The 18,821-nt window shown below is 34.1% G+C and carries 15 protein-coding genes; 13 read left to right on the forward strand and 2 right to left on the reverse strand.

Annotation, left to right across the window (positions count from 1 at the left end):
* Positions 1–23: 23 nt before the first annotated feature.
* From ACR1PN_RS15205 to ACR1PN_RS15230, 6 genes are all read left to right on the forward strand, one after another.
* Positions 24–410, forward strand: a complete 387-nt coding sequence (locus tag ACR1PN_RS15205; protein WP_433980730.1) for a hypothetical protein — start codon at positions 24–26, stop codon at positions 408–410.
* Positions 411–432: 22 nt separating this feature from the next.
* Entirely contained in the window at positions 433–1,611 is a 1,179-nt protein-coding gene (locus tag ACR1PN_RS15210; RefSeq protein WP_433980731.1) for an acetyl-CoA C-acyltransferase, read from the forward strand.
* A 321-nt stretch (positions 1,612–1,932) separates the two neighbouring features.
* The gene (locus ACR1PN_RS15215; RefSeq protein WP_378177994.1) at positions 1,933–3,474 is read left to right on the forward strand and encodes an MFS transporter; all 1,542 of its coding nucleotides are present in this window, start codon (positions 1,933–1,935) and stop codon (positions 3,472–3,474) included.
* 66 nt (positions 3,475–3,540) lie between these two features.
* Positions 3,541–4,467, forward strand: coding sequence for a mevalonate kinase family protein (locus tag ACR1PN_RS15220; RefSeq protein ID WP_433980732.1), 927 nt, complete (start codon positions 3,541–3,543; stop codon positions 4,465–4,467).
* A 10-nt stretch (positions 4,468–4,477) separates the two neighbouring features.
* Positions 4,478–5,407, forward strand: a complete 930-nt coding sequence (locus ACR1PN_RS15225; RefSeq protein ID WP_433980733.1) for a UbiA family prenyltransferase — start codon at positions 4,478–4,480, stop codon at positions 5,405–5,407.
* A gap of 64 nt (positions 5,408–5,471) precedes the next feature.
* A complete protein-coding gene (locus tag ACR1PN_RS15230) occupies positions 5,472–6,638 on the forward strand; it encodes a proline dehydrogenase family protein (RefSeq protein ID WP_433980734.1) in 1,167 nt (388 codons plus the stop codon).
* A 77-nt stretch (positions 6,639–6,715) separates the two neighbouring features.
* On the opposite strand, the gene ACR1PN_RS15235 is transcribed toward ACR1PN_RS15230, so the two are convergent.
* A complete protein-coding gene (locus ACR1PN_RS15235; RefSeq protein ID WP_433980735.1) occupies positions 6,716–7,252 on the reverse strand; it encodes a helix-turn-helix domain-containing protein in 537 nt (178 codons plus the stop codon).
* A gap of 852 nt (positions 7,253–8,104) precedes the next feature.
* Here ACR1PN_RS15235 and ACR1PN_RS15240 point away from each other — a divergent pair.
* Positions 8,105–9,211 (forward strand): M14 family zinc carboxypeptidase, encoded by a 1,107-nt coding sequence (locus ACR1PN_RS15240; RefSeq protein ID WP_433980736.1) that lies wholly within the window; start codon positions 8,105–8,107, stop codon positions 9,209–9,211.
* 127 nt (positions 9,212–9,338) lie between these two features.
* Here ACR1PN_RS15240 and ACR1PN_RS15245 read toward each other — a convergent pair whose 3' ends face one another.
* Positions 9,339–9,848, reverse strand: a complete 510-nt coding sequence (locus tag ACR1PN_RS15245) for a DUF4920 domain-containing protein (protein WP_433980737.1) — start codon at positions 9,846–9,848, stop codon at positions 9,339–9,341.
* Between the two features lie 227 nt (positions 9,849–10,075).
* Here ACR1PN_RS15245 and ACR1PN_RS15250 point away from each other — a divergent pair, with 227 nt between their 5' ends.
* From ACR1PN_RS15250 to ACR1PN_RS15275, 6 genes are all read left to right on the forward strand, one after another.
* Positions 10,076–11,491 carry an APC family permease gene (locus ACR1PN_RS15250; protein WP_433980738.1) on the forward strand — a complete coding sequence of 472 codons (1,416 nt, stop codon included), beginning with the start codon at positions 10,076–10,078 and terminating at the stop codon, positions 11,489–11,491.
* A gap of 409 nt (positions 11,492–11,900) precedes the next feature.
* A complete protein-coding gene (locus ACR1PN_RS15255) occupies positions 11,901–12,341 on the forward strand; it encodes a GPW/gp25 family protein (RefSeq protein ID WP_433980739.1) in 441 nt (146 codons plus the stop codon).
* A 23-nt stretch (positions 12,342–12,364) separates the two neighbouring features.
* Positions 12,365–14,242: a type VI secretion system baseplate subunit TssF gene (locus ACR1PN_RS15260; RefSeq protein ID WP_433980740.1), complete on the forward strand. Its 1,878-nt coding sequence runs from the start codon at positions 12,365–12,367 to the stop codon at positions 14,240–14,242.
* 22 nt (positions 14,243–14,264) lie between these two features.
* Positions 14,265–15,191: a DUF3829 domain-containing protein gene (locus tag ACR1PN_RS15265; protein WP_433980741.1), complete on the forward strand. Its 927-nt coding sequence runs from the start codon at positions 14,265–14,267 to the stop codon at positions 15,189–15,191.
* A 190-nt stretch (positions 15,192–15,381) separates the two neighbouring features.
* On the forward strand, positions 15,382–18,210 hold the full coding sequence (gene uvrA, locus ACR1PN_RS15270) for an excinuclease ABC subunit UvrA (RefSeq protein WP_433980742.1): 2,829 nt from the start codon (positions 15,382–15,384) through the stop codon (positions 18,208–18,210).
* A gap of 11 nt (positions 18,211–18,221) precedes the next feature.
* Positions 18,222–18,821, forward strand: coding sequence for a hypothetical protein (locus ACR1PN_RS15275; protein WP_433980743.1), 600 nt, complete (start codon positions 18,222–18,224; stop codon positions 18,819–18,821).

Here is an 18,821-nt window from a genome sequence, read left to right on the forward strand (position 1 = left end):
AATTTAAAAGTAAAAACAGATTAGTGAAGAATTTACAGCTTTTAGGATTAATTTTAGTCGTTGTCGGTAGTTTTTTACCGCTTGTTCATGTTCCCATTATTGGAAACTGGAATTATTGGAATGTAGACCATTATTTGGCAATTTTCTGCTGGATTTTCTGTATCTGTGCATTGTTTTCGATTCTGAATAACCGTCCAAAACTTGTCAATACATTTGCTGTATTTTTACTGATCCTGTTTGTATTCACATTATTTGCCATAAAATATCAGGCATCAAGCTACTTTAGTTTTTTACCGTTTAAATCGTGGACGAATGCTTTGGCAGGAACGGTAAAATTACAATGGGGATGGTTGGTAGAATTTCTTGGAGCATTAATTATGCTTTTCACAAAATCAAAAAATAAAAATTAAACTATAGTATAAAAAAGAAAATATGAAAGAAGTATTCATTGTTTCCGCAGTAAGAACTCCAATAGGAAGTTTCATGGGAAGTTTATCAACAATTCCGGCTACAAAACTAGGAGCTACAGCGGTAAAAGGAGCATTAGACAAAATAAATCTTGATCCTAAAAACGTTCAGGAAATCTACATGGGGAACGTTTTGCAGGCAGGTGAAGGACAGGCTCCGGCAAGACAGGTTGCTTTGGGAGCAGGATTATCAAACGAAACTCCTTCTACAACAATCAATAAAGTTTGTGCTTCGGGTATGAAAGCGGTAATGATGGCTGCACAGTCTATCAAAGCTGGTGATTCTGATGTAATCGTTGCTGGTGGTATGGAAAACATGTCGATGGTTCCACACTATTACAACGCTAGAAATGCAACGAAATTAGGTGATGTAAAAATGCAGGACGGAATGCTTCTTGACGGGCTTACAGATGTCTACAACAAAGTTCACATGGGAGTTTGCGCAGAAAAATGTGCAACAGATTATAGTATCACAAGAGAAGAACAGGATAATTTTGCTATCGAATCTTACAAAAGATCTGCAAAAGCTTGGAGCGAAGGGAAATTCGCAGAAGAAGTTGTTCCTGTATCTATTCCTCAAAGAAAAGGAGATCCAGTAATTTTTGCTGAAGATGAAGAATATAAAGCAGTAAATTTCGACAGGCTTCCTACACTTCCTACGGTTTTCAAAAAAGAAGAAGGTACGGTTACTGCTGCAAATGCATCTACTTTAAATGATGGTGCTTCTGCATTAATTCTTGTTTCTAAAGAAAAAATGGAAGAATTAGGATTAAAACCTTTGGCTAAAATTATTTCTTACGCAGATGCCGCTCAGGAACCTGAAAACTTTACAACAGCTCCGGCAAAAGCTTTACCTATAGCTCTTAAAAAAGCTGGTTTAGCAATTTCTGATATAGATTTTTTTGAATTTAATGAGGCATTCTCTGTAGTTGGTTTGGCAAACAACAAAATTTTAGAATTGGATGCTGCTAAAGTAAACTTGAACGGAGGTGCAGTGGCTTTAGGACATCCACTAGGAAGTTCTGGGTCAAGAATTATTGTTACTTTAATCAATGTTTTAAAACAAAATAATGCGAAGTATGGTGCTGCTGCAATCTGTAATGGTGGTGGTGGTGCTTCTGCAATTGTTATTGAGAATTTGTAAAATATTGTTTTATAAATCTTTAAAATCCGAAGGCGCAAGTTTTCGGATTTTTTTATGTATAAATTTTATGATTAATTAAATTTATTGAACTGATAATAATAAATATTAACTACAAAGTAATTGCTCCGGAGGAGTAAAACCTTTGTAGCAAAATATAATCATAGTAAAACGGAGCTCCGTAGGAGCGACACCTTTGTCCATAAACATTAAACATTTCATCAAATTTAATTTTAACAAATCAATAAAATTTAGTCTAAAAAAAATAAAAACCTCCGAATGTTCAGCGGTTTTTCTATTTTTGTGCAACTAATTCTTTTGAAAATGTCTGAAACTGAAATTCAACCGACTCAAAATATAAAGAATAATCCGAAAATCATGAAAGCCTGGGCAGTTTACGACTGGGCAAATTCAGTGTATTCTTTGGTTATTACCTCTACAATTTTTCCGATATATTATTCGATCATTACAACAATATACGAGAAAAAAGAATATGTGGAAGAAACCGGAAGGTGGATCGATGTTCCGGTAAGACACATGATCAAAATTTTAGGAAAAGAATATCAACCGGATGCGGTGTACGGGTATTCTTTAACGATTTCATTCCTGATCGTGGTTTTACTTTCCCCATTTTTATCATCTTTAGCTGATACGATCGGAAATAAAAAATCTTTCCTTCAGTTTTTCTGTTATTTGGGAGCGACTTCTTGTATGGGATTGGCAATGTTTACAGGGATGCACAATGTATTTTTAGGATTATTGTTCAGTATCACGGCGAGTGTCGGTTTTTGGGGAAGTTTAGTATTTTATAATTCGTTTCTTCCGGATATTGCCACAAGAGATAAGCAGGATGCACTTTCTGCAAAAGGATACGTTTACGGATATATAGGTTCTGTAGTTTTGGTTGTTCTTTGCTTGGTTCTGATTATGGTTTTGGCTAAAGGAGAAGAACAAAAATTAATATTTACAAGAATTACCTTCCTGCTTACAGGTGCTTGGTGGTTCGGTTTCTCTCAGTATACTTTCAAGCATTTACCGCAGTTTGGTGATGTGAAAGAAAAACTTCCGAAAGATTTGGTATTATTAAACTATAAAAACATATTCAAAAGACATGAAGAGCAAGGTGGTTTTTTTGAAGTATTAAAAGATAACATCAGCTTTTATAAAGATATTGCAAAAGAAAGCTTTAGAGAACTTTTCAAGGTCGGGAAAGGACTCTTTAAGGATAGAAATCTTAAATTTTTCCTTTCGAGTTTCTTCTTTTACAGTGTTGGTATGCAGACTATTTTCCTGATGGCAACACTTTTCGGAAAAAGTGAAATCAATTTAGCACAGGATAAACTGATCGGAACTTTATTGATTATTCAGATCGAAGCGATTATCGGTGCGGTCATTTTTTCAAGACTTTCAAGAAAAATCGGGAACAAAAACGTGATTTCTATTGCGGTAATTTTATGGATTGTTGCTTGTATCTGGGCATTTTTCTTAGATAAAGAAAATCCTACGGTAGAATATCAGTTTTATGGTGTTGCAGCAGTTGTAGGACTAGTAATGGGTGGACTTCAGGCGATGTCCAGATCAACATATTCAAAGCTTTTACCGGAAGATTCAATGGAAAATACAACGTTTTTCAGCTTCTATGATGTTCTTGAGAAACTGGCGATTATCGTAGGAACATTTGTATTTGCATTGTTTATCGATAAATACGATACTTTAATTAAAATTTTCGCTAAAATTGATGTGACTTTACCATCGGCTTCAGGAATGAGATTTGCAGCGTTTTCGATGGCAATTTTCTTTTTTGTAGGGTTAATTTTGATCCGCTTCCTCAATGTACCGAAAATCAAAGACAGAGACACGTTATAATTGGCTTAAAATTTGTTAATATTCAGCAGAATTATACTAACTTTGCATAAAGATATTTAACACAAAATGACGAACCCTTTATTTTACGCTAAAATTATCCTTTTCGGAGAGTACGGAATGATCGAAGATTCACAGGGTCTTGTAGTTCCTTACAGTTTTTATAAGGGTACTTTAAAATTTTCCGATTCAGATTCTGAATTTGAAAAAAAGTCGAACAATCATTTACAGAAATACGCTAATTTTCTTGAAAACTTAGAACTTCCAGAGCAATTCAGACTGGATGTAAACCGTTTTAAAGAAGATATTTCAAACGGACTTTTCTTTGACTCAAATATCCCTCAAGGTTACGGAGTGGGAAGTTCCGGAGCTTTGGTTGCTGCTATTTTTGAAAAATACTGCTTTATAAAACACAATCCTGATACAATTTCAAAAGAAGACCTAAAAAATATTAAAGCTGTTTTTGGTGAGATGGAAAGCTATTTCCACGGAAAAAGCTCAGGGATGGATCCATTGATCTGTTACATGAATCTTCCTATTCTTATCGAAAACAAAGAGAATTTAGATAAAGTAGCCATTCCGAAAGGTGAAGAAGGAAAAGGAGCAATCTTTTTAATCGATTCAGGAATTACCGGAGAAACCGGACCAATGATTCAGATATTCTTCGAAAAAATGAAGACGGAAGGTTTCCGTAAGACGCTAAAAGAAGAGTTTATTCGCTATAATAATGCTTGTATCGACTCTTTCCTTAAAAAAGATATGAATCCGTTTTTTAGAAACCTTAAAAAGCTTTCTCATTGGGCTTACGAGCATTTCCGTCCGATGATTCCTGAAAGTATTTTTAATATCTGGAAAAAGGGATTAGATTCAAATGCTTATTATTTAAAACTTTGCGGAAGCGGAGGCGGAGGTTATATTTTAGGTTTCACAAAAGATTACGAAAAGGCAGAAAAAATGCTTGGTGACTTCCAGAAAGAAGTGATTTACAGATTCTAAAAAGTTGGGAATGGGTTCTGAAAAAGAGAGTTTCCAACAGAAAAATTATATCCAAAAATCTTTATTTTACAGATTTTCACAATTCGTGGGCTTTCTTTTGGGCGCACGTTTTTTTGTGGCTGCATTGCTTACTTTTGCATTATATGTATCAACTTTTTTCCTCTTTAATCAGGAAGAATCTTTCAGAAAATTTGTTTTCGACTTCAGAGTTCATGGTATTATTTTCTGTACCGTTTTAAGCATTCTTGCAGGTGGAATTATCAATCAGTTCTACGATTTTGAAAAAGATCATATTGTAAAACCTTTTCGTACAAGAATTCAGAGCTTTATCAAGCAGAAATACTTTCTCTATGCTTATTTGGCATTAACGGTAATTTCATTGGGGGTGGCAATTTTTATTTCTTATCGGGTTTTGATATTCTTTATTGTATATCAGTTCTTTATGTGGTTTTACAGCCATAAGCTGAGCCGTATTTTAATTTTAAATAATCTCACATTTGTCAGTTTAACCCTGTATCCTTTTTTCGGAATGATGGTATATTATCAGACTTTTTCGAAGAAAATTTTCTTAATGGCTATTTTTCTTTTTTTAATTCTTTTATGTATTGATATTGTGAAAGATACATTAACAAAAAGTGTTGATAAAACTTTCGGATATACTACCATTCCGAATTATTTTAAAAGTAAAAATACCAGAATTATTCTTATCTCTCTGCTCACCGTTACCATAGCGGTCTCTATGAAAATTATCATTAAAACCGGAATTTCAGGTTTTATGGCTTATTATTTCATTGGCGGTTTGTTTATAATGATTACCTGTATTTATCTGCTGCTTAATTCTTCCAGACGAACTAATTTTTTCACACTCAATATTTTACGTTTTTGGGTTTTTATTGGAATTCTTGCGATGCTGCTCAACGGAATCGAAGGTAAATTATAGAAAAAAAGCTTTAAAAAAGCTTTGGTTATTCTTACATTTGCAGAATTAAATTTAACATAAAAGAATGCCCATTTTTAACGATACTAAAGTTGCATTTGCTGATAAAACCGATGCACAGTTGAGAAAAGCGTATTGGATGTTTAAGATGATCGAACAGCCAGCTTTAACCAATATTGGAACTTCTGTCCTGAATTTTACCGTTCATAATAATTTCCCGTTCGTTACCGGAATAGTAAAAAACACTCTGTTTGAGCAGTTTGTAGGTGGCGAAACTCGTGAGGAAAGTATGAAAGTGGTAAAACAGCTTTTCAAAAGAGGAGTCGGGAGTATCTTTGATTACTCGATTGAAGGGAAAGAAGATGAAGAAACTTTTGATGCGGTTTGCAAAGAAATCAAAGATATCGTTAAATTTTCTGTGGGAAATCCGGCTATTCCGTTTATCGTTTTCAAACCGACAGCTTTCGGAAGAATTGATTTGTATGAAGCGGTTGGAAAAGGAAGTGAGTTAACTTCAAGTCAAAAAGAAGAATGGCAAAGAGTGGTGCAAAGGTTTGATGAAGTTTGCAAATTATGCCATGAACACAGCAAAAAAGTGATGGTAGATGCAGAAGAAACCTGGATGCAGGATGCAGCAGACCAGCTTTGTGAAGAGATGATGGAGAAATATAATCAGGAAAAACCAATTGTCTGGAACACGATTCAGATGTACAGAACGGGTCGTCTTGAATATATGGAAGCGCATCTTCAGAGAGCGAGAGAAAAGAACTATTTCATTGGATATAAAATCGTTCGTGGCGCTTACATGGAAAAAGAAAGAGCCAGAGCTGCTGAAAAAGGATATGCAGACCCGATTCAGCCGACGAAAGAGGCATCAGATAAAAATTATAATTCAGGAATTGATTTTGTTATGAATCATTTGGATAAAGTTTCTGCATTTTTCGGAACTCACAACGAGATTTCTTCTGAGCTTGTCATGGATAAAATGAAAGCAAAAGGACTTGAAAACGATCATCCAAACATCTATTTCGGGCAACTTTACGGGATGAGTGATAATATTACGTTCTATCTTTCAGATAAAGGCTATAACGCTGCAAAATATCTTCCTTACGGCCCTGTAAAAGATGTTGTTCCTTATCTTACAAGAAGGGCGAGAGAAAATACTTCGGTTGCGGGACAAACCGGAAGAGAATTAGGTTTGATCAAAAAAGAATTGGATAGAAGAAAGAAATAATTTTTTAAAAATAAATAGAAAGCTCAATCGTAATAGATTGAGCTTTTTTTATTTTTAAATTTTGTTCCAAAAATATTTTATGGTTCAAAACTTTCAAATTTTCCGTTTTCGTAAAAGATAACAATACGTTTTATTTTATTCTGTTGATTATCAATTACTTGATTGATAATTTCTTCTTTTGGTTTCTCTAATTGCTGAGAATCGATTATTTTTTCGTTGGCTTTACTTTGATACGTTTTAACCGATTCTGAAGGCCTTATAAAAATGGGTTTTTCTTCCTCAATAATTTCTTCTTCACTTCCAAAATCTTCGTCATCATTCATCATCGTAAATAAATCAGGAAGGGAAGTCGGTTTTAATTTTTCTTCTGGAGTTTGTTCTTCGATATCGGGAAGTTCAGACTTCAGCATTTCACCGTCACCATTCACCAGCCAATCCCACAAAATCTCAGGGAAGCGGGATTTTATCTTGATGATAAACTCCAGTGAGGGTTTGTTTCTTCCGGAAGTCACATGAGAAATAGAGGAACGTTGCACATCAATCTCATCTGCAAATTCGGATGGAGTAAAACCAGAGTACTCTATAACTTTTGAAATTCTTTCATTTAAACTCATAAATAAGTTGTAAAATTAATTTTACAAATGTAAATATTAAATTTACAAAACACAAATACAAATGTAAATAACATAAAGTTATCAGATATACAAAAGTAAATGAGGTTAAATGGTTGATTATCAACACTTTATTATGTTTATAAAATTTATTAAAGTAAATTATTAAAGATAATTTCCACAATTAAATTTCTTTAGTTTTTCACCTAAAGTAAAGGATGAAGTAGAATCATTAAGATAAATCACGGATATATTACTTCTTTCATTATACAGCAAAATTCTTCTTTTATGCCTTTAATAGGACTTTTATTTACCTCTTAAATGTTTATGGAGTAGGAGACGGTTTAAATTGCTGTTAAACCTCAATTTTAGATATACCTCTCTCGCTTTATATAAATATTAGGTAGAAAAATGCTTGTCAATAAACACTTTTAACAATATTTTAAGATTATATATCTCCTCTAATTTTCCTGATTTACATGGCAAGTTATAAGTTTCAGTTAAAGCTCAAATCAAGCTAAATTTTAGAGCTAATTTTCTACTTTATCCACAATTAACATTTGTATATTATTATTTATTACTATGCTTTTCCACATTTGTTTTGTTTAAGTTAATTACGCTCATTTCAGCTAAAATAAACACTTATTCACTTAAAGTAATTATATTTTAATACTTTATATAAAATTTTTAAATAACTGAATTATAAATATTTAAATACATGTAATTAAATTATTCTTAATCCACAATTTTATCAACAGACAAAGTGGCAATTTACAATGTTTAACTTAATTACAAATGTTAATTTTAGATTTAAAATTAAAATGGCTAAATTTGAAAAATGTAAATTATTATTGAATGAATTTTGAACATTTTTACACAGCAAACTCTGATTTCCCTAATCGTTATATTTCTCCTAAAAAATTATTTTCTTATCTACAGACGAATCTCAACAATTACATTCAGGAGATCGGAATTTCATTTTTAAATCAGCCTATTTATAAATTGAGTATTGGAACCGGTAAAATCAATGTATTAGCATGGTCACAAATGCATGGAAACGAATCAAACGCAACTCATGCGATGATAGATTTACTAAAAAGCTTAGATAATGCTCCTGACCTAAAAGATGATTTGTTCAGTAAAATCAGTTTAGATTTTATTTTTATGTTAAATCCTGATGGTTCTGAGAAATGGACAAGGCTGAATGCTTCAGAAATTGATTTGAATCGTGATTTTCATAATGAAGCAAGCAAAGAGATCAAGTTTCTGAAAAATATGGCTGCCTCAAAGAAATATGATTATGCCTTAAATCTCCATGAACAGCGTACAATTTTTACAACTGACGGAATTCATCCGGCAACGCTCTCCTTTTTGGCGCCTTCAGAAAATGTAGAGCGTACCGTTACCGAAAACAGAAAAAAATGTATGGCGGTAATTGCTGACGTTTACAATCATTTAAAAAAATTAATCCCGAATCATATTGGGAGATATTCTGATGAGTTTTATCCGACTTCTACAGGCGATAATTTCATAAAAGCCGGAATGCCAACGATTCTTTTTGAAGGCGGGCATTTTGTAGATGATTATTCGAGAAAAGAAACAAGAAAATATTATACAATTGCTTTGTATTATGCCTTGAAAGCAATGAGTGATTTAAATTCTGATATAGAAGGATGGGAAATGTATCAGGAAATTCCGGAAAATCAGGAAACACATTATGATATTATTTACCGAAATGTAAAATTAAATACAGAACATGAATGTATTTTGGATATTGCGGTTCAGTATAGAGAAATTTACGAAGAAGGAAAAGATGATATTTCTTTTATCCCTTTTGTGATAGAAGCAGGAGAAGTAAAAAGAAAAGGCTGGCTGGAAATCGACTGTACCGGGAAAAGATTTATTTCGGATACAAAATACCCTAAACTTGATTCTGAAGTAAATTTCAAAATAGAAGACTAAAAAAGCGGAACAAACTTGTTCCGCTTTTGTTTTGTACTTAATGTCATTTCAACGTTAGGAAAATCTATAGATACTTTATTTCGCTTCGATTCATTCAGAATGACAGGAAGTAAAAATTACTTAATCTTTAGTTCACAACCTTAATTCCGTTAGCTACAAATCTGATTTCTTCTTTTGGCTTCGTAATCGCATCGATTTCAGCCTGCGGCTTTTTGGCATCTTCAGCATAGTGTTTCTGCTCATCTACTGAAGTTACTTTTCTTTCTGCAGAACCATCCATAACGACTGTTTTACCTTTCAATGCCGTAGGTACGAAGAACGCATAATCTTTCATTTTTACAAAAAACTGAGAATTATCATCTGTTTCAATCGTTAACCAGCATCCTTTTTTATCACATACATCTACTACTTTTCCCTTAATAGCAACGTTTTCAACTTTTTTATTTTCTTTTTTAAGTTTCTTGCTTAATTTTTCTACAGAGATTGCTTTAGATTCTGTCTTAGATTCAACAGCCGAACCATAAGTATCTCCAACGATGGCATTTCCGGCAGGCGGACCCATTTTTTTCTGTTCCTGGGCAAATGATAACGCAGATATACTCACTGCCACTATAAGTAATATGGACTTAAATTTCATATGTAAGTTTTGTTTTTTTTTATTAATTCTATAAATCGCCTTACTTGAATAAGGATTTTGTTTAAATATAAATATGGTGATTCTGTATTTATATTTTTCCAAAATTAATAATAAAATTTGAATTTTAGAATGATTATAAACTTGATAAAAAACAGGTCACTTATAATTTTAAAACAAAATCTTAAATCTATTGCATATTTAATTATATTTGAGCGTAATAATTAGATATGCAGAAAAAACTGAAGCTTTGGGATGCTGTCATGCTTGTCATGGGCTCGATGATCGGAAGCGGAATCTTTATCGTCAGCGCAGATATGATGCGTAATCTCGGCTCAGGATATTGGCTGATTGTGGTGTGGATTATTACCGGAATCATGACCGTTGCGGCAGCAATCAGCTACGGTGAATTATCTTCCTTATTTCCAAAAGCGGGCGGACAATACACTTACATAACCGAAATTTTTGGAAAAAAAATGGGCTTCCTATATGGATGGGGTTTGTTTACCGTAATTCAAACCGGAACGATTGCAGCGGTTGCAATGGCCTTCGGTAAGTTTACTGCCTATCTTGTTCCAAGTCTAAATAATGCCGCACCTATTTTTCAGAGTGGGGAATTTCAGATTACATGGATTCAGATTTTGGCAATTGCCGTTATTCTTCTGTTGACTTATATTAATACAAGAGGTGTAGAAAGCGGAAAAATTCTGCAGAATTTATTTACTGGTTCAAAAATTCTGGCATTGTTAGGTTTAATTGCCCTTGGTTTTATATTAGTGGATGTTTCTCATTGGTCAGAAAACTTCAGCTTTGGAACAGATTCATTTAATAATTTACTCAAAGATAAAAAAGGAAATTTTCTGCAGTCTGGTTGGGAATCTATTTCAGGAATGACTTTAATGGGTGGAATAGCCGCTGCGATGGTAGGTTCCGTATTCAGTTCGGTTGCATGGGAAAGTGTGACTTTCGTTTCAGGAGAAATCGAAAATCCAAAAAAGAATGTTGTCAAAGCTATGATTTTGGGAACTTCTGCGGTAATGTTGCTATATATTGCCGTAAATTTTGTTTACATCAACGCTTTAGACAGAGATTCGATTGCTTTTGCAGCCAATGATAGAGTCGCGGTTGCTGCTTCACAGAATATTTTTGGAAGTGCAGGAACGGTAATTATCGCTGTTTTGGTGATGATTTCTACTTTCGGTTGTAATAACGGATTGATTTTAGCGGGTGCAAGAGTTTTTCAGACGATGGCAAAAGACGGATTGTTCTTTAAATCTGCTGTCGACAACAATAAAAATCAAGTTCCAGGAAATGCACTTTGGATGCAGGGTATTTGGGCATCAATTCTTTGTCTGAGCGGACAGTACGGAAATCTTTTAGATATGATTTCGTTTGTTATTGTGCTTTTTTACATGATTACGGTTTTCGGAGTAATTTATTTAAGAATCAAGCAACCCAATCTTGAAAGACCTTACAAAACGTGGTTATACCCAATTACTCCAATAGTTTATCTTCTCATTGGAACTGCTTTCTGTGTATTATTGTTGATTTATAAGCAGCAATATACTTGGCCGGGATTTTTAATTGTTCTTATCGGACTTCCGGTTTATTACCTCATCAATAGAAATAAAAAAGCAGATTCTTAAATTTTAGGAGCTTAATCTCGCTTTCACTACTCGCTTTTTGATTGTTTTTTCGCGGCGGCTTTGCCGCCGCGAAAAAACAGTCAAAAGAGCTCAGACACACCGTTCAATCGAGGCTAAAAAATTCCTCTGTCATTGCATTGAGCGGAGCGAAGAAGCAATCTCATAATTTATAAGCAAGAGCAAGAACTTATTTTTAATAATCAACCGTTTCAAGGTTTACAACCTTGAAACGGTTTTTAACCATAACATTCATTTTTTTGATGAGTAAAATCAAGAATATAAAATTTAAACAAAGAACCTCAGTTTTTTAGCAATAATTTTAAGATAGCATAACTCATTATTTCTCAAAAATGATTAATTTGGTATTTCGTTTTATATAACACCAAAGAGAATTAACGAAATATCACTTATGGACACACCGAATTACAGAATGCCTTTTGTACCCTCTACGCTTATGTCCGAAGGTGGAAGTATCGATACCTGCGACATGGGAGAAAGCATCGCCCACAACATCATGCTTTTAATTACCACAAAAAAAGGAGAAAACAGATACGATGACAATTACGGAAACGATGTCTGGAATCTTGAATTTGATAACGGCGTTACATCAGCAGTTTGGGAAAATGTTTTCATCAAAAGTCTTAAAAGGCAGATTTTACAGTACGAACCTCGGATTGTAAATCCACAAATCGATGCTCATATTCAGTTTGTAGAGCATAATTACGATACAAAAGAACACACAGAGATCAAGAAAAAAGTAAAAATAGGAATCAACGCAAAAATGGAAGCTACAGGAGAGCGTTTCAGTTTTTCAACCGAGCTTTTTTTGAGTCCGATGTCCATCGATTAAATATTTATTTGTAAAAAGATTTTATGAATTTAGACCAGAATATTTATTCCAAAGAATCCGTAAAAGCGAGAATGCTTCAGAACGCTACAAAAGTCTGGGGATTGAAAAGTCCACAGTCATTAGATCCTTTTGTGAAGTTGCTGATTGATGCGTTCAGCACGGAAGTTTTTAAAGCGAATAATGAAATTCAGACCGTAAACGCAAGGATTTTAGAGAAACTTGCTAAATTATTAACCCCATCAATTTATACACATCCGGTTCCGGCTCACGCATTGGCTTATACAATGCCTTATGAATCGTCGGAAATTTTACTGGAACACACTGAATTTTTCTTCAGAAAACACATGAATTCCACCATAAAATCGGAATCAGACAAACAGCTGAACATTCCTTTTACTCCGGTGGGAAGCGTGCGTACAAACAAAGCTCAGACTGCGATTATGTTTGTAGGAAATACGTGTTACAGTTTAGATGAAAGATTAAATAAGATTCCAATTTCAAGATTTCAGGGTAGAACAGAAGATTACCGTAAAGTAACGATCGGAATTGATGTTTCAAAATATACCAACGAAAAATTTCCGAAAACAATAAGTTTGTATTGTTCAAATCCGGCATTTGAACATCTTGATTTTGTTTACAAATTATTGCCTTACAGTACGGTTTCAAGTGATGGAAATCCGATGTTCATCAAAGAGGGAATTTCTTATGTGAAAAACCAACAGGCTGAAGGGTATGAACAGATATTTCACGAACAGTCGATAAAAACTAAAATTATTGATGATATTAAAAGTATCTATCATCATCGATTCATTGAAGTTAGCGGACTTTCGAGAGATTTGTTCACTAAAAATCTTCCCCAGGATTTAGATTTCTTAAATGGAAGAGAGGAAATTCAGAAGTATTTAGGCGGAAAAGAATATCTGTGGTTAACTTTTGAGTTTCCACCACAGTTTTCGGCAGAAATTTTAGATAATTTTACTTTTGTTCTGAATGCTTTTCCGGTTTACAACCGGGGCTGGAAAAAAACAGAATACAGTTTAGACATTATGGGGAATAATATTCCTCTTGTAACGGAAGACGCAGAACATTTCCTGTACGTGGATGAAGTTCAGGACGGAGACGGAAGAAAATATACCGAAATTCCTTTTACACCTTCTGATAATCTTAAAAAAGGTTTGTATACGGTAAGAAAAGGCGGAATGGAGCGCTTCAATAACAGAAATGCAGTCGATATGATTTCTAATGTTCTGGAATTGACAAGAGATGAGATTGCAGCATTTTCATTATTAAATAGGGATAATGTGAAAGGAATTCTTGGTGAAATGTCCGACAAGATGAAATCCATGGTTCAGAAAGTCAATAATGCAAAAAGAAGCATCAGACAAGAGCTGAATTATGTTATCATGGAACCTGTAGAAAAGACAGACCATACGTATGCTTCATTTTGGGTGACTCACTGCACTTTTGCAAACCACATGCGCCCCGGAACCGAACTTTCAAATCAGTTGAAATCACAGTCAATGATTTTATTGACTGAGACAATTGGTGGAGCAGAAGAACAAAAAGGTTCAGACAGTATTCAGGCTTATAAATATGCTTTAACGACGAGGGATAAAATTATTTCATTAGAAGATGTTAAAAACTATTGCCGTATGGTTCTTAAAGATGAAATGAAAGACGTTCGTGTAAAACGTGGCACCATGATCAGCACGAAACCGAAAGAAGGTTTTGTAAGAACGGTGGAAGTGGAAATCGTTCCAAACAACTATTCTTTTTACGGAAGAGTTTACTGGGAAAATATGGCAAATATTCTGCGTAATCAAATCGTTGCAAAAGCAATTGACGGAATAGAATATCTGGTGAAAATAAGTAATGAAGACACCGATTTTTTTGAAAATTAATTTTTAAACCAAATAATAAAATATGAAAAAAGTAATGATGGTTGCACTGGCTTTATCGCTAAGTGCAGCAAGTATAAGTTGTAAGAAAGGTCTGGATAAAATTGAAAATGCAGTAATGAAAGCGGGAGAGAACGAATCTCAGGCGATTATAGACTTTAACAACGACTTCCTTGATTCATACAAAAGTTCAAGCAGACATATAGAGAATATTGTAAAATATGCAGAATCAGCTGTGAAAAAATCACATGGAGAAACAGTTTACAGTATGCCGCTGGTGATTAATTCGATGGACTATTCTTTGAGTAAAATAAAAAATGTTCCTTCAGGCTTCGAAAAAGATAAAACAATAATTGAGGCAGATTTTAATACCTACAAGGCAAAAAGAGAGAGCATCGAAAAAAAATATGAAGAGTTGAAATCTTACATTACCTCTGAAGATTATAAAGACGACAAGGGAGCTAAGGCAGAAGCTTTACAAAAAGAGATTGAAGCCGAAGCGAAGGAATTTTTCATTGCAGGAGAAAATATTTTAGCGAAGATAAAACCGGCAACCGAAGCTGCTGAAGAAGTAATTCTGAAAGACCATCCGATGAAAGAATTTATTGTGTCATCAAAATCACTGATGAATTCTATGGATTCTGTAATGGATGTTTTGGATAAACAATATACACATGGCTTTAACGAAGCCGAAGCCCAGAAAAAATATGATGAATTTGAGAAAGTTGTTGCTGAAAATTCTAAAAAAGAGTTTAATGTGAAGGAAACGCAGTATGTTTACAAAAAAACTCAATTTGAAAGTGTTAATAAAAACGCTTCAGATTTCTTAGACAAATTCAGAAAACTCATCAGAGATTCAAAATCGACCAAGCAGATCTCAGACTCTAATATTCAGCAGATGGATTCTGCGTATGAATCTGTGCTGAATTCATACAATACGTTTGTGAAATAAATACTTATAGTTTTAATTAAAATAAATACCGGTGAAAGTTTCATCGGTATTTGTTTTGTAATAAAGACTGTTTTAAACTGAAAATAATGTGCACTTTGTGGTAATTAAACAAACATATTTTAACACAGAAAATTCCCAAAATTTCCGTAATTTTGCACATCGTGATTTTCAGGTAAAATCACCCCAAATTATGAGTAAATCAACAGAATATATAGAAGTTTACGGAGCCCGTGAACACAACTTAAAAAATATCAATGTAAAAATTCCGCGCAACGAATTGGTCGTAATTACCGGACTTTCCGGGAGCGGGAAATCTTCGTTGGCTTTCGATACGATTTTTGCGGAAGGACAACGTCGTTATATTGAAACATTTTCTGCGTATGCAAGACAATTTTTGGGAGGTCTGGAACGTCCTGATGTAGATAAAATCGAAGGATTGTCTCCTGTAATTGCAATTGAGCAAAAAACAACTAATAAAAACCCACGTTCAACTGTAGGAACAGTTACTGAACTGTACGATTTCCTACGTCTTTTATTTGCCAGAGTTTCGGATGCCTATTCTCAGACGACAGGAAAAAAGTTGGTAAGTTATACCGAAGATCAGATCCTTGAAACCATCAAGGAAAATTATAAAGGTGAGAAAATCATGTTAATGGCGCCTGTTGTTCGTTCCAGAAAAGGACATTATCACGAACTTTTTGTGCAAATGGCAAAAAAAGGGTACGGACAGGCAAGAATCGACGGCGAATTGCAGGATATTGAATATGATTTGAAGCTTGACCGTTACAAAACCCACGACATCGACATCGTCATCGACCGTTGGATCATCGGCGAATCTGCCTCCGAAGCCAGAATGGAAAAATCGTTGCGAACAGCCATGGAAATGGGAGAAGGCTTAATTGGAATTCAAAAATTAGGAAGTACTGAGATTGAATATTTTTCTAAAAATTTAATGGATGCCGAAACCGGTCATTCATTGGCGTTGCCGGAACCGAATACGTTTTCGTTCAACTCTCCGAAAGGAAGCTGTCCGAGCTGTAAAGGTTTAGGAACTATTAAGAAAATCAACACCGATTATTTTGTTGAAAATCCGAAATTATCAATCAATCAGGGAGGTTTGCTGCCTTTGGAAGATATTAAGTCTAATAAATGGATTCTTTCTCAGATTAAAAATATTCTTGAAATTTTTGGTTTAGGTTTAGCAACTCCTTTTCAGGATATTCCGGAAGAAGCTTTGGATTATATCTACAACGGTTGTCACAAAGAATTTAATAAAGATTTAAAATATGCAGGAATTACCAAGAAAATCAAAATCAGTTTTGATGGTTTGATTCCTTTTATGGAAGAACTAATTGAGGAAAGAGAATCTTACGAAGCCATTTTGCTGGAAAGACATTTCACAACAGAAGAAACCTGTCCTGAATGTAAAGGAACACGTCTTCAACCGGGAAGTTTAAGCTTTAAAATCGACGGAAAAAATATTGCTGAGGTGAATGCATTAAGTTTAATTGATTTGAAAGATTGGTTGGCTGATGTTAAAGATAAATTTTCAGAAAAAAATAAAATTATTGCTCACGAAATTTTAAAAGAAATCGAAACCAGATTGCAGTTTTTACTGGATGTTGGTTTGGATTATTTAAGCTTGAGCAGAAGTTCAAAAACACTTTCCGGAGGAGAATCTCAAAGGATTCGTCTGGCAACGCAGATCGGTTCTCAGTTAGTGAATGTTCTCTATATTCTGGATGAACCAAGCATCGGATTGCACCAAAGAGACAACGAAAGATTGATCAATTCATTAAAAAATCTTCGTGATATCGGGAACTCTGTGTTGGTTGTAGAGCACGATAAAGACATGATTCTGGAAGCCGATGAGGTATTGGATATTGGTCCGAGAGCCGGAAAATTCGGAGGTGAAATTCTTTGGCAGGGAAAACCGAAAGATTTATTAAAAGCTGATACAATTACCGCTCAATACATCAACGGAAAAAGAAAAATCGAAATTCCTGCAGAAAGACGAAAAGGGAATGGTAAAAATATCGTATTAAAAGGCGCTACAGGAAATAACCTTAAAAATGTAACGCTTGATATTCCATTGGGAAAATTGGTAGTCGTTTCAGGGATTTCAGGAAGCGGAAAATCTTCTTTGATCAACGGAACTTTGTACCCGATTCTGAACAAACATTTCTACAGAGCCGTTCAGGAGCCTTTGCCTTACAAAAAAATTGAAGGTCTTGAGCATATCGATAAAATCGTAGATGTAGACCAGACTCCGATTGGAAGAACGCCACGTTCAAATCCTGCAACGTATACAGGAATGTTTACGGATATCAGAAATCTTTTTGCAGAATTACCAGAATCTAAAATCCGTGGTTACAAACCGGGAAGATTTTCTTTCAATGTAAAAGGCGGAAGATGTGAAACTTGTCAGGGAGGCGGTTTAAAGGTGATTGAAATGAATTTTTTACCCGATGTTTATGTACATTGTGAAACTTGTAACGGAAAGCGTTTCAATAGAGAAACATTGGAAGTTCGTTACAAAGGAAAATCGATTTCCGATGTGTTGGATATGACGATTGATGAAGCGGTAGAATTTTTCCAGCCGATTCCAAAGATTTTTGCAAAAGTGAAAACTTTGCAGGATGTCGGTTTGGGATATATTACGTTGGGACAGCAATCGACAACGCTTTCGGGAGGAGAAGCTCAACGTATCAAGCTGGCAACGGAACTGGCAAAAAGACAAACAGGAAATACTTTATACATTCTTGATGAACCGACAACCGGACTTCATTTTGAAGATGTGAAAATACTGATGGATGCTATTAATCAATTGGTGGAATTAGGAAATTCATTCATCATTATTGAACATAATATGGATGTGATAAAATTGGCCGATCACATTATCGACGTTGGTCCGGAAGGTGGAAAACACGGCGGACAAATTGTTGCGCAGGGAACTCCTGAGGAAATTGTAAAGTCTAAGAAGAGTTTGACAGGGAAGTTTTTGAAGAGGGAGTTGTAGCTTTTATTTAAATGAATATTTTAAAACAAAAAAACGGGAGAAATTCTAAATATTTTGAAATTCTGGAAGATGGAGTTTTAGTAAAAAATAATTTTGCTAAAGAAGTGCAGGAATACAGAGTTTATTTTACAGATATTCAGGATGATGAAATAGTGTTTAGAAAAACTAAAGATCTTGTACTCTTAGGAATAGCGGTATCTGTTTTATTTAACGGTATTTTTCTAAACATTATCATTAACGATTCTTTTGATTTGTCAGGATCAATGAGAGTGTTTGTTTTTGCTTTAATAATGATTCCTGCATTAGTGATTGTAGGATTATGTAATAATGAATTTAGAAAAGAAAGCTCAAAAAATTTGGTAGCAACAAAACCAATTGTCTTTTTCTATACAAAAAAAGATATGATAGAAGTTGATTCGTTTATTTCGAAAATTAAAGAAAGCAAAAAGAATTATTATTTAAAAACCTACTATAAAGTCGATAATTTGATTCCGGTTCATGTGCAGATTGGCAGGATACATTGGCTCTACGAAAATAAATATATCAGTGAAAGTGATGCTCAATTTATCATCAATGAATTAGAAAACAAAAGAATAATTGAAGGCTTATAA

The organism is Chryseobacterium sp. RLHN22 (assembly GCF_051011795.1).
Lineage (GTDB): Bacteria > Bacteroidota > Bacteroidia > Flavobacteriales > Weeksellaceae > Chryseobacterium > Chryseobacterium zhengzhouense.

Coding starts and splice junctions, on each gene's coding strand:
- ACR1PN_RS15210 (WP_433980731.1), top strand. CDS start 433: ATGAAAGAAGTATTCATTGTTTCCGCAGTAAGAACTCCAATAGGAAGT.
- ACR1PN_RS15215 (WP_378177994.1), top strand. CDS start 1,933: ATGTCTGAAACTGAAATTCAACCGACTCAAAATATAAAGAATAATCCG.
- ACR1PN_RS15220 (WP_433980732.1), top strand. CDS start 3,541: ATGACGAACCCTTTATTTTACGCTAAAATTATCCTTTTCGGAGAGTAC.
- ACR1PN_RS15225 (WP_433980733.1), top strand. CDS start 4,478: ATGGGTTCTGAAAAAGAGAGTTTCCAACAGAAAAATTATATCCAAAAA.
- ACR1PN_RS15230 (WP_433980734.1), top strand. CDS start 5,472: ATGCCCATTTTTAACGATACTAAAGTTGCATTTGCTGATAAAACCGAT.
- ACR1PN_RS15235 (WP_433980735.1), bottom strand. CDS start 7,252: ATGAGTTTAAATGAAAGAATTTCAAAAGTTATAGAGTACTCTGGTTTT.
- ACR1PN_RS15240 (WP_433980736.1), top strand. CDS start 8,105: ATGAATTTTGAACATTTTTACACAGCAAACTCTGATTTCCCTAATCGT.
- ACR1PN_RS15245 (WP_433980737.1), bottom strand. CDS start 9,848: ATGAAATTTAAGTCCATATTACTTATAGTGGCAGTGAGTATATCTGCG.
- ACR1PN_RS15250 (WP_433980738.1), top strand. CDS start 10,076: ATGCAGAAAAAACTGAAGCTTTGGGATGCTGTCATGCTTGTCATGGGC.
- ACR1PN_RS15255 (WP_433980739.1), top strand. CDS start 11,901: ATGGACACACCGAATTACAGAATGCCTTTTGTACCCTCTACGCTTATG.
- ACR1PN_RS15260 (WP_433980740.1), top strand. CDS start 12,365: ATGAATTTAGACCAGAATATTTATTCCAAAGAATCCGTAAAAGCGAGA.
- ACR1PN_RS15265 (WP_433980741.1), top strand. CDS start 14,265: ATGAAAAAAGTAATGATGGTTGCACTGGCTTTATCGCTAAGTGCAGCA.
- uvrA (WP_433980742.1), top strand. CDS start 15,382: ATGAGTAAATCAACAGAATATATAGAAGTTTACGGAGCCCGTGAACAC.
- ACR1PN_RS15275 (WP_433980743.1), top strand. CDS start 18,222: ATGAATATTTTAAAACAAAAAAACGGGAGAAATTCTAAATATTTTGAA.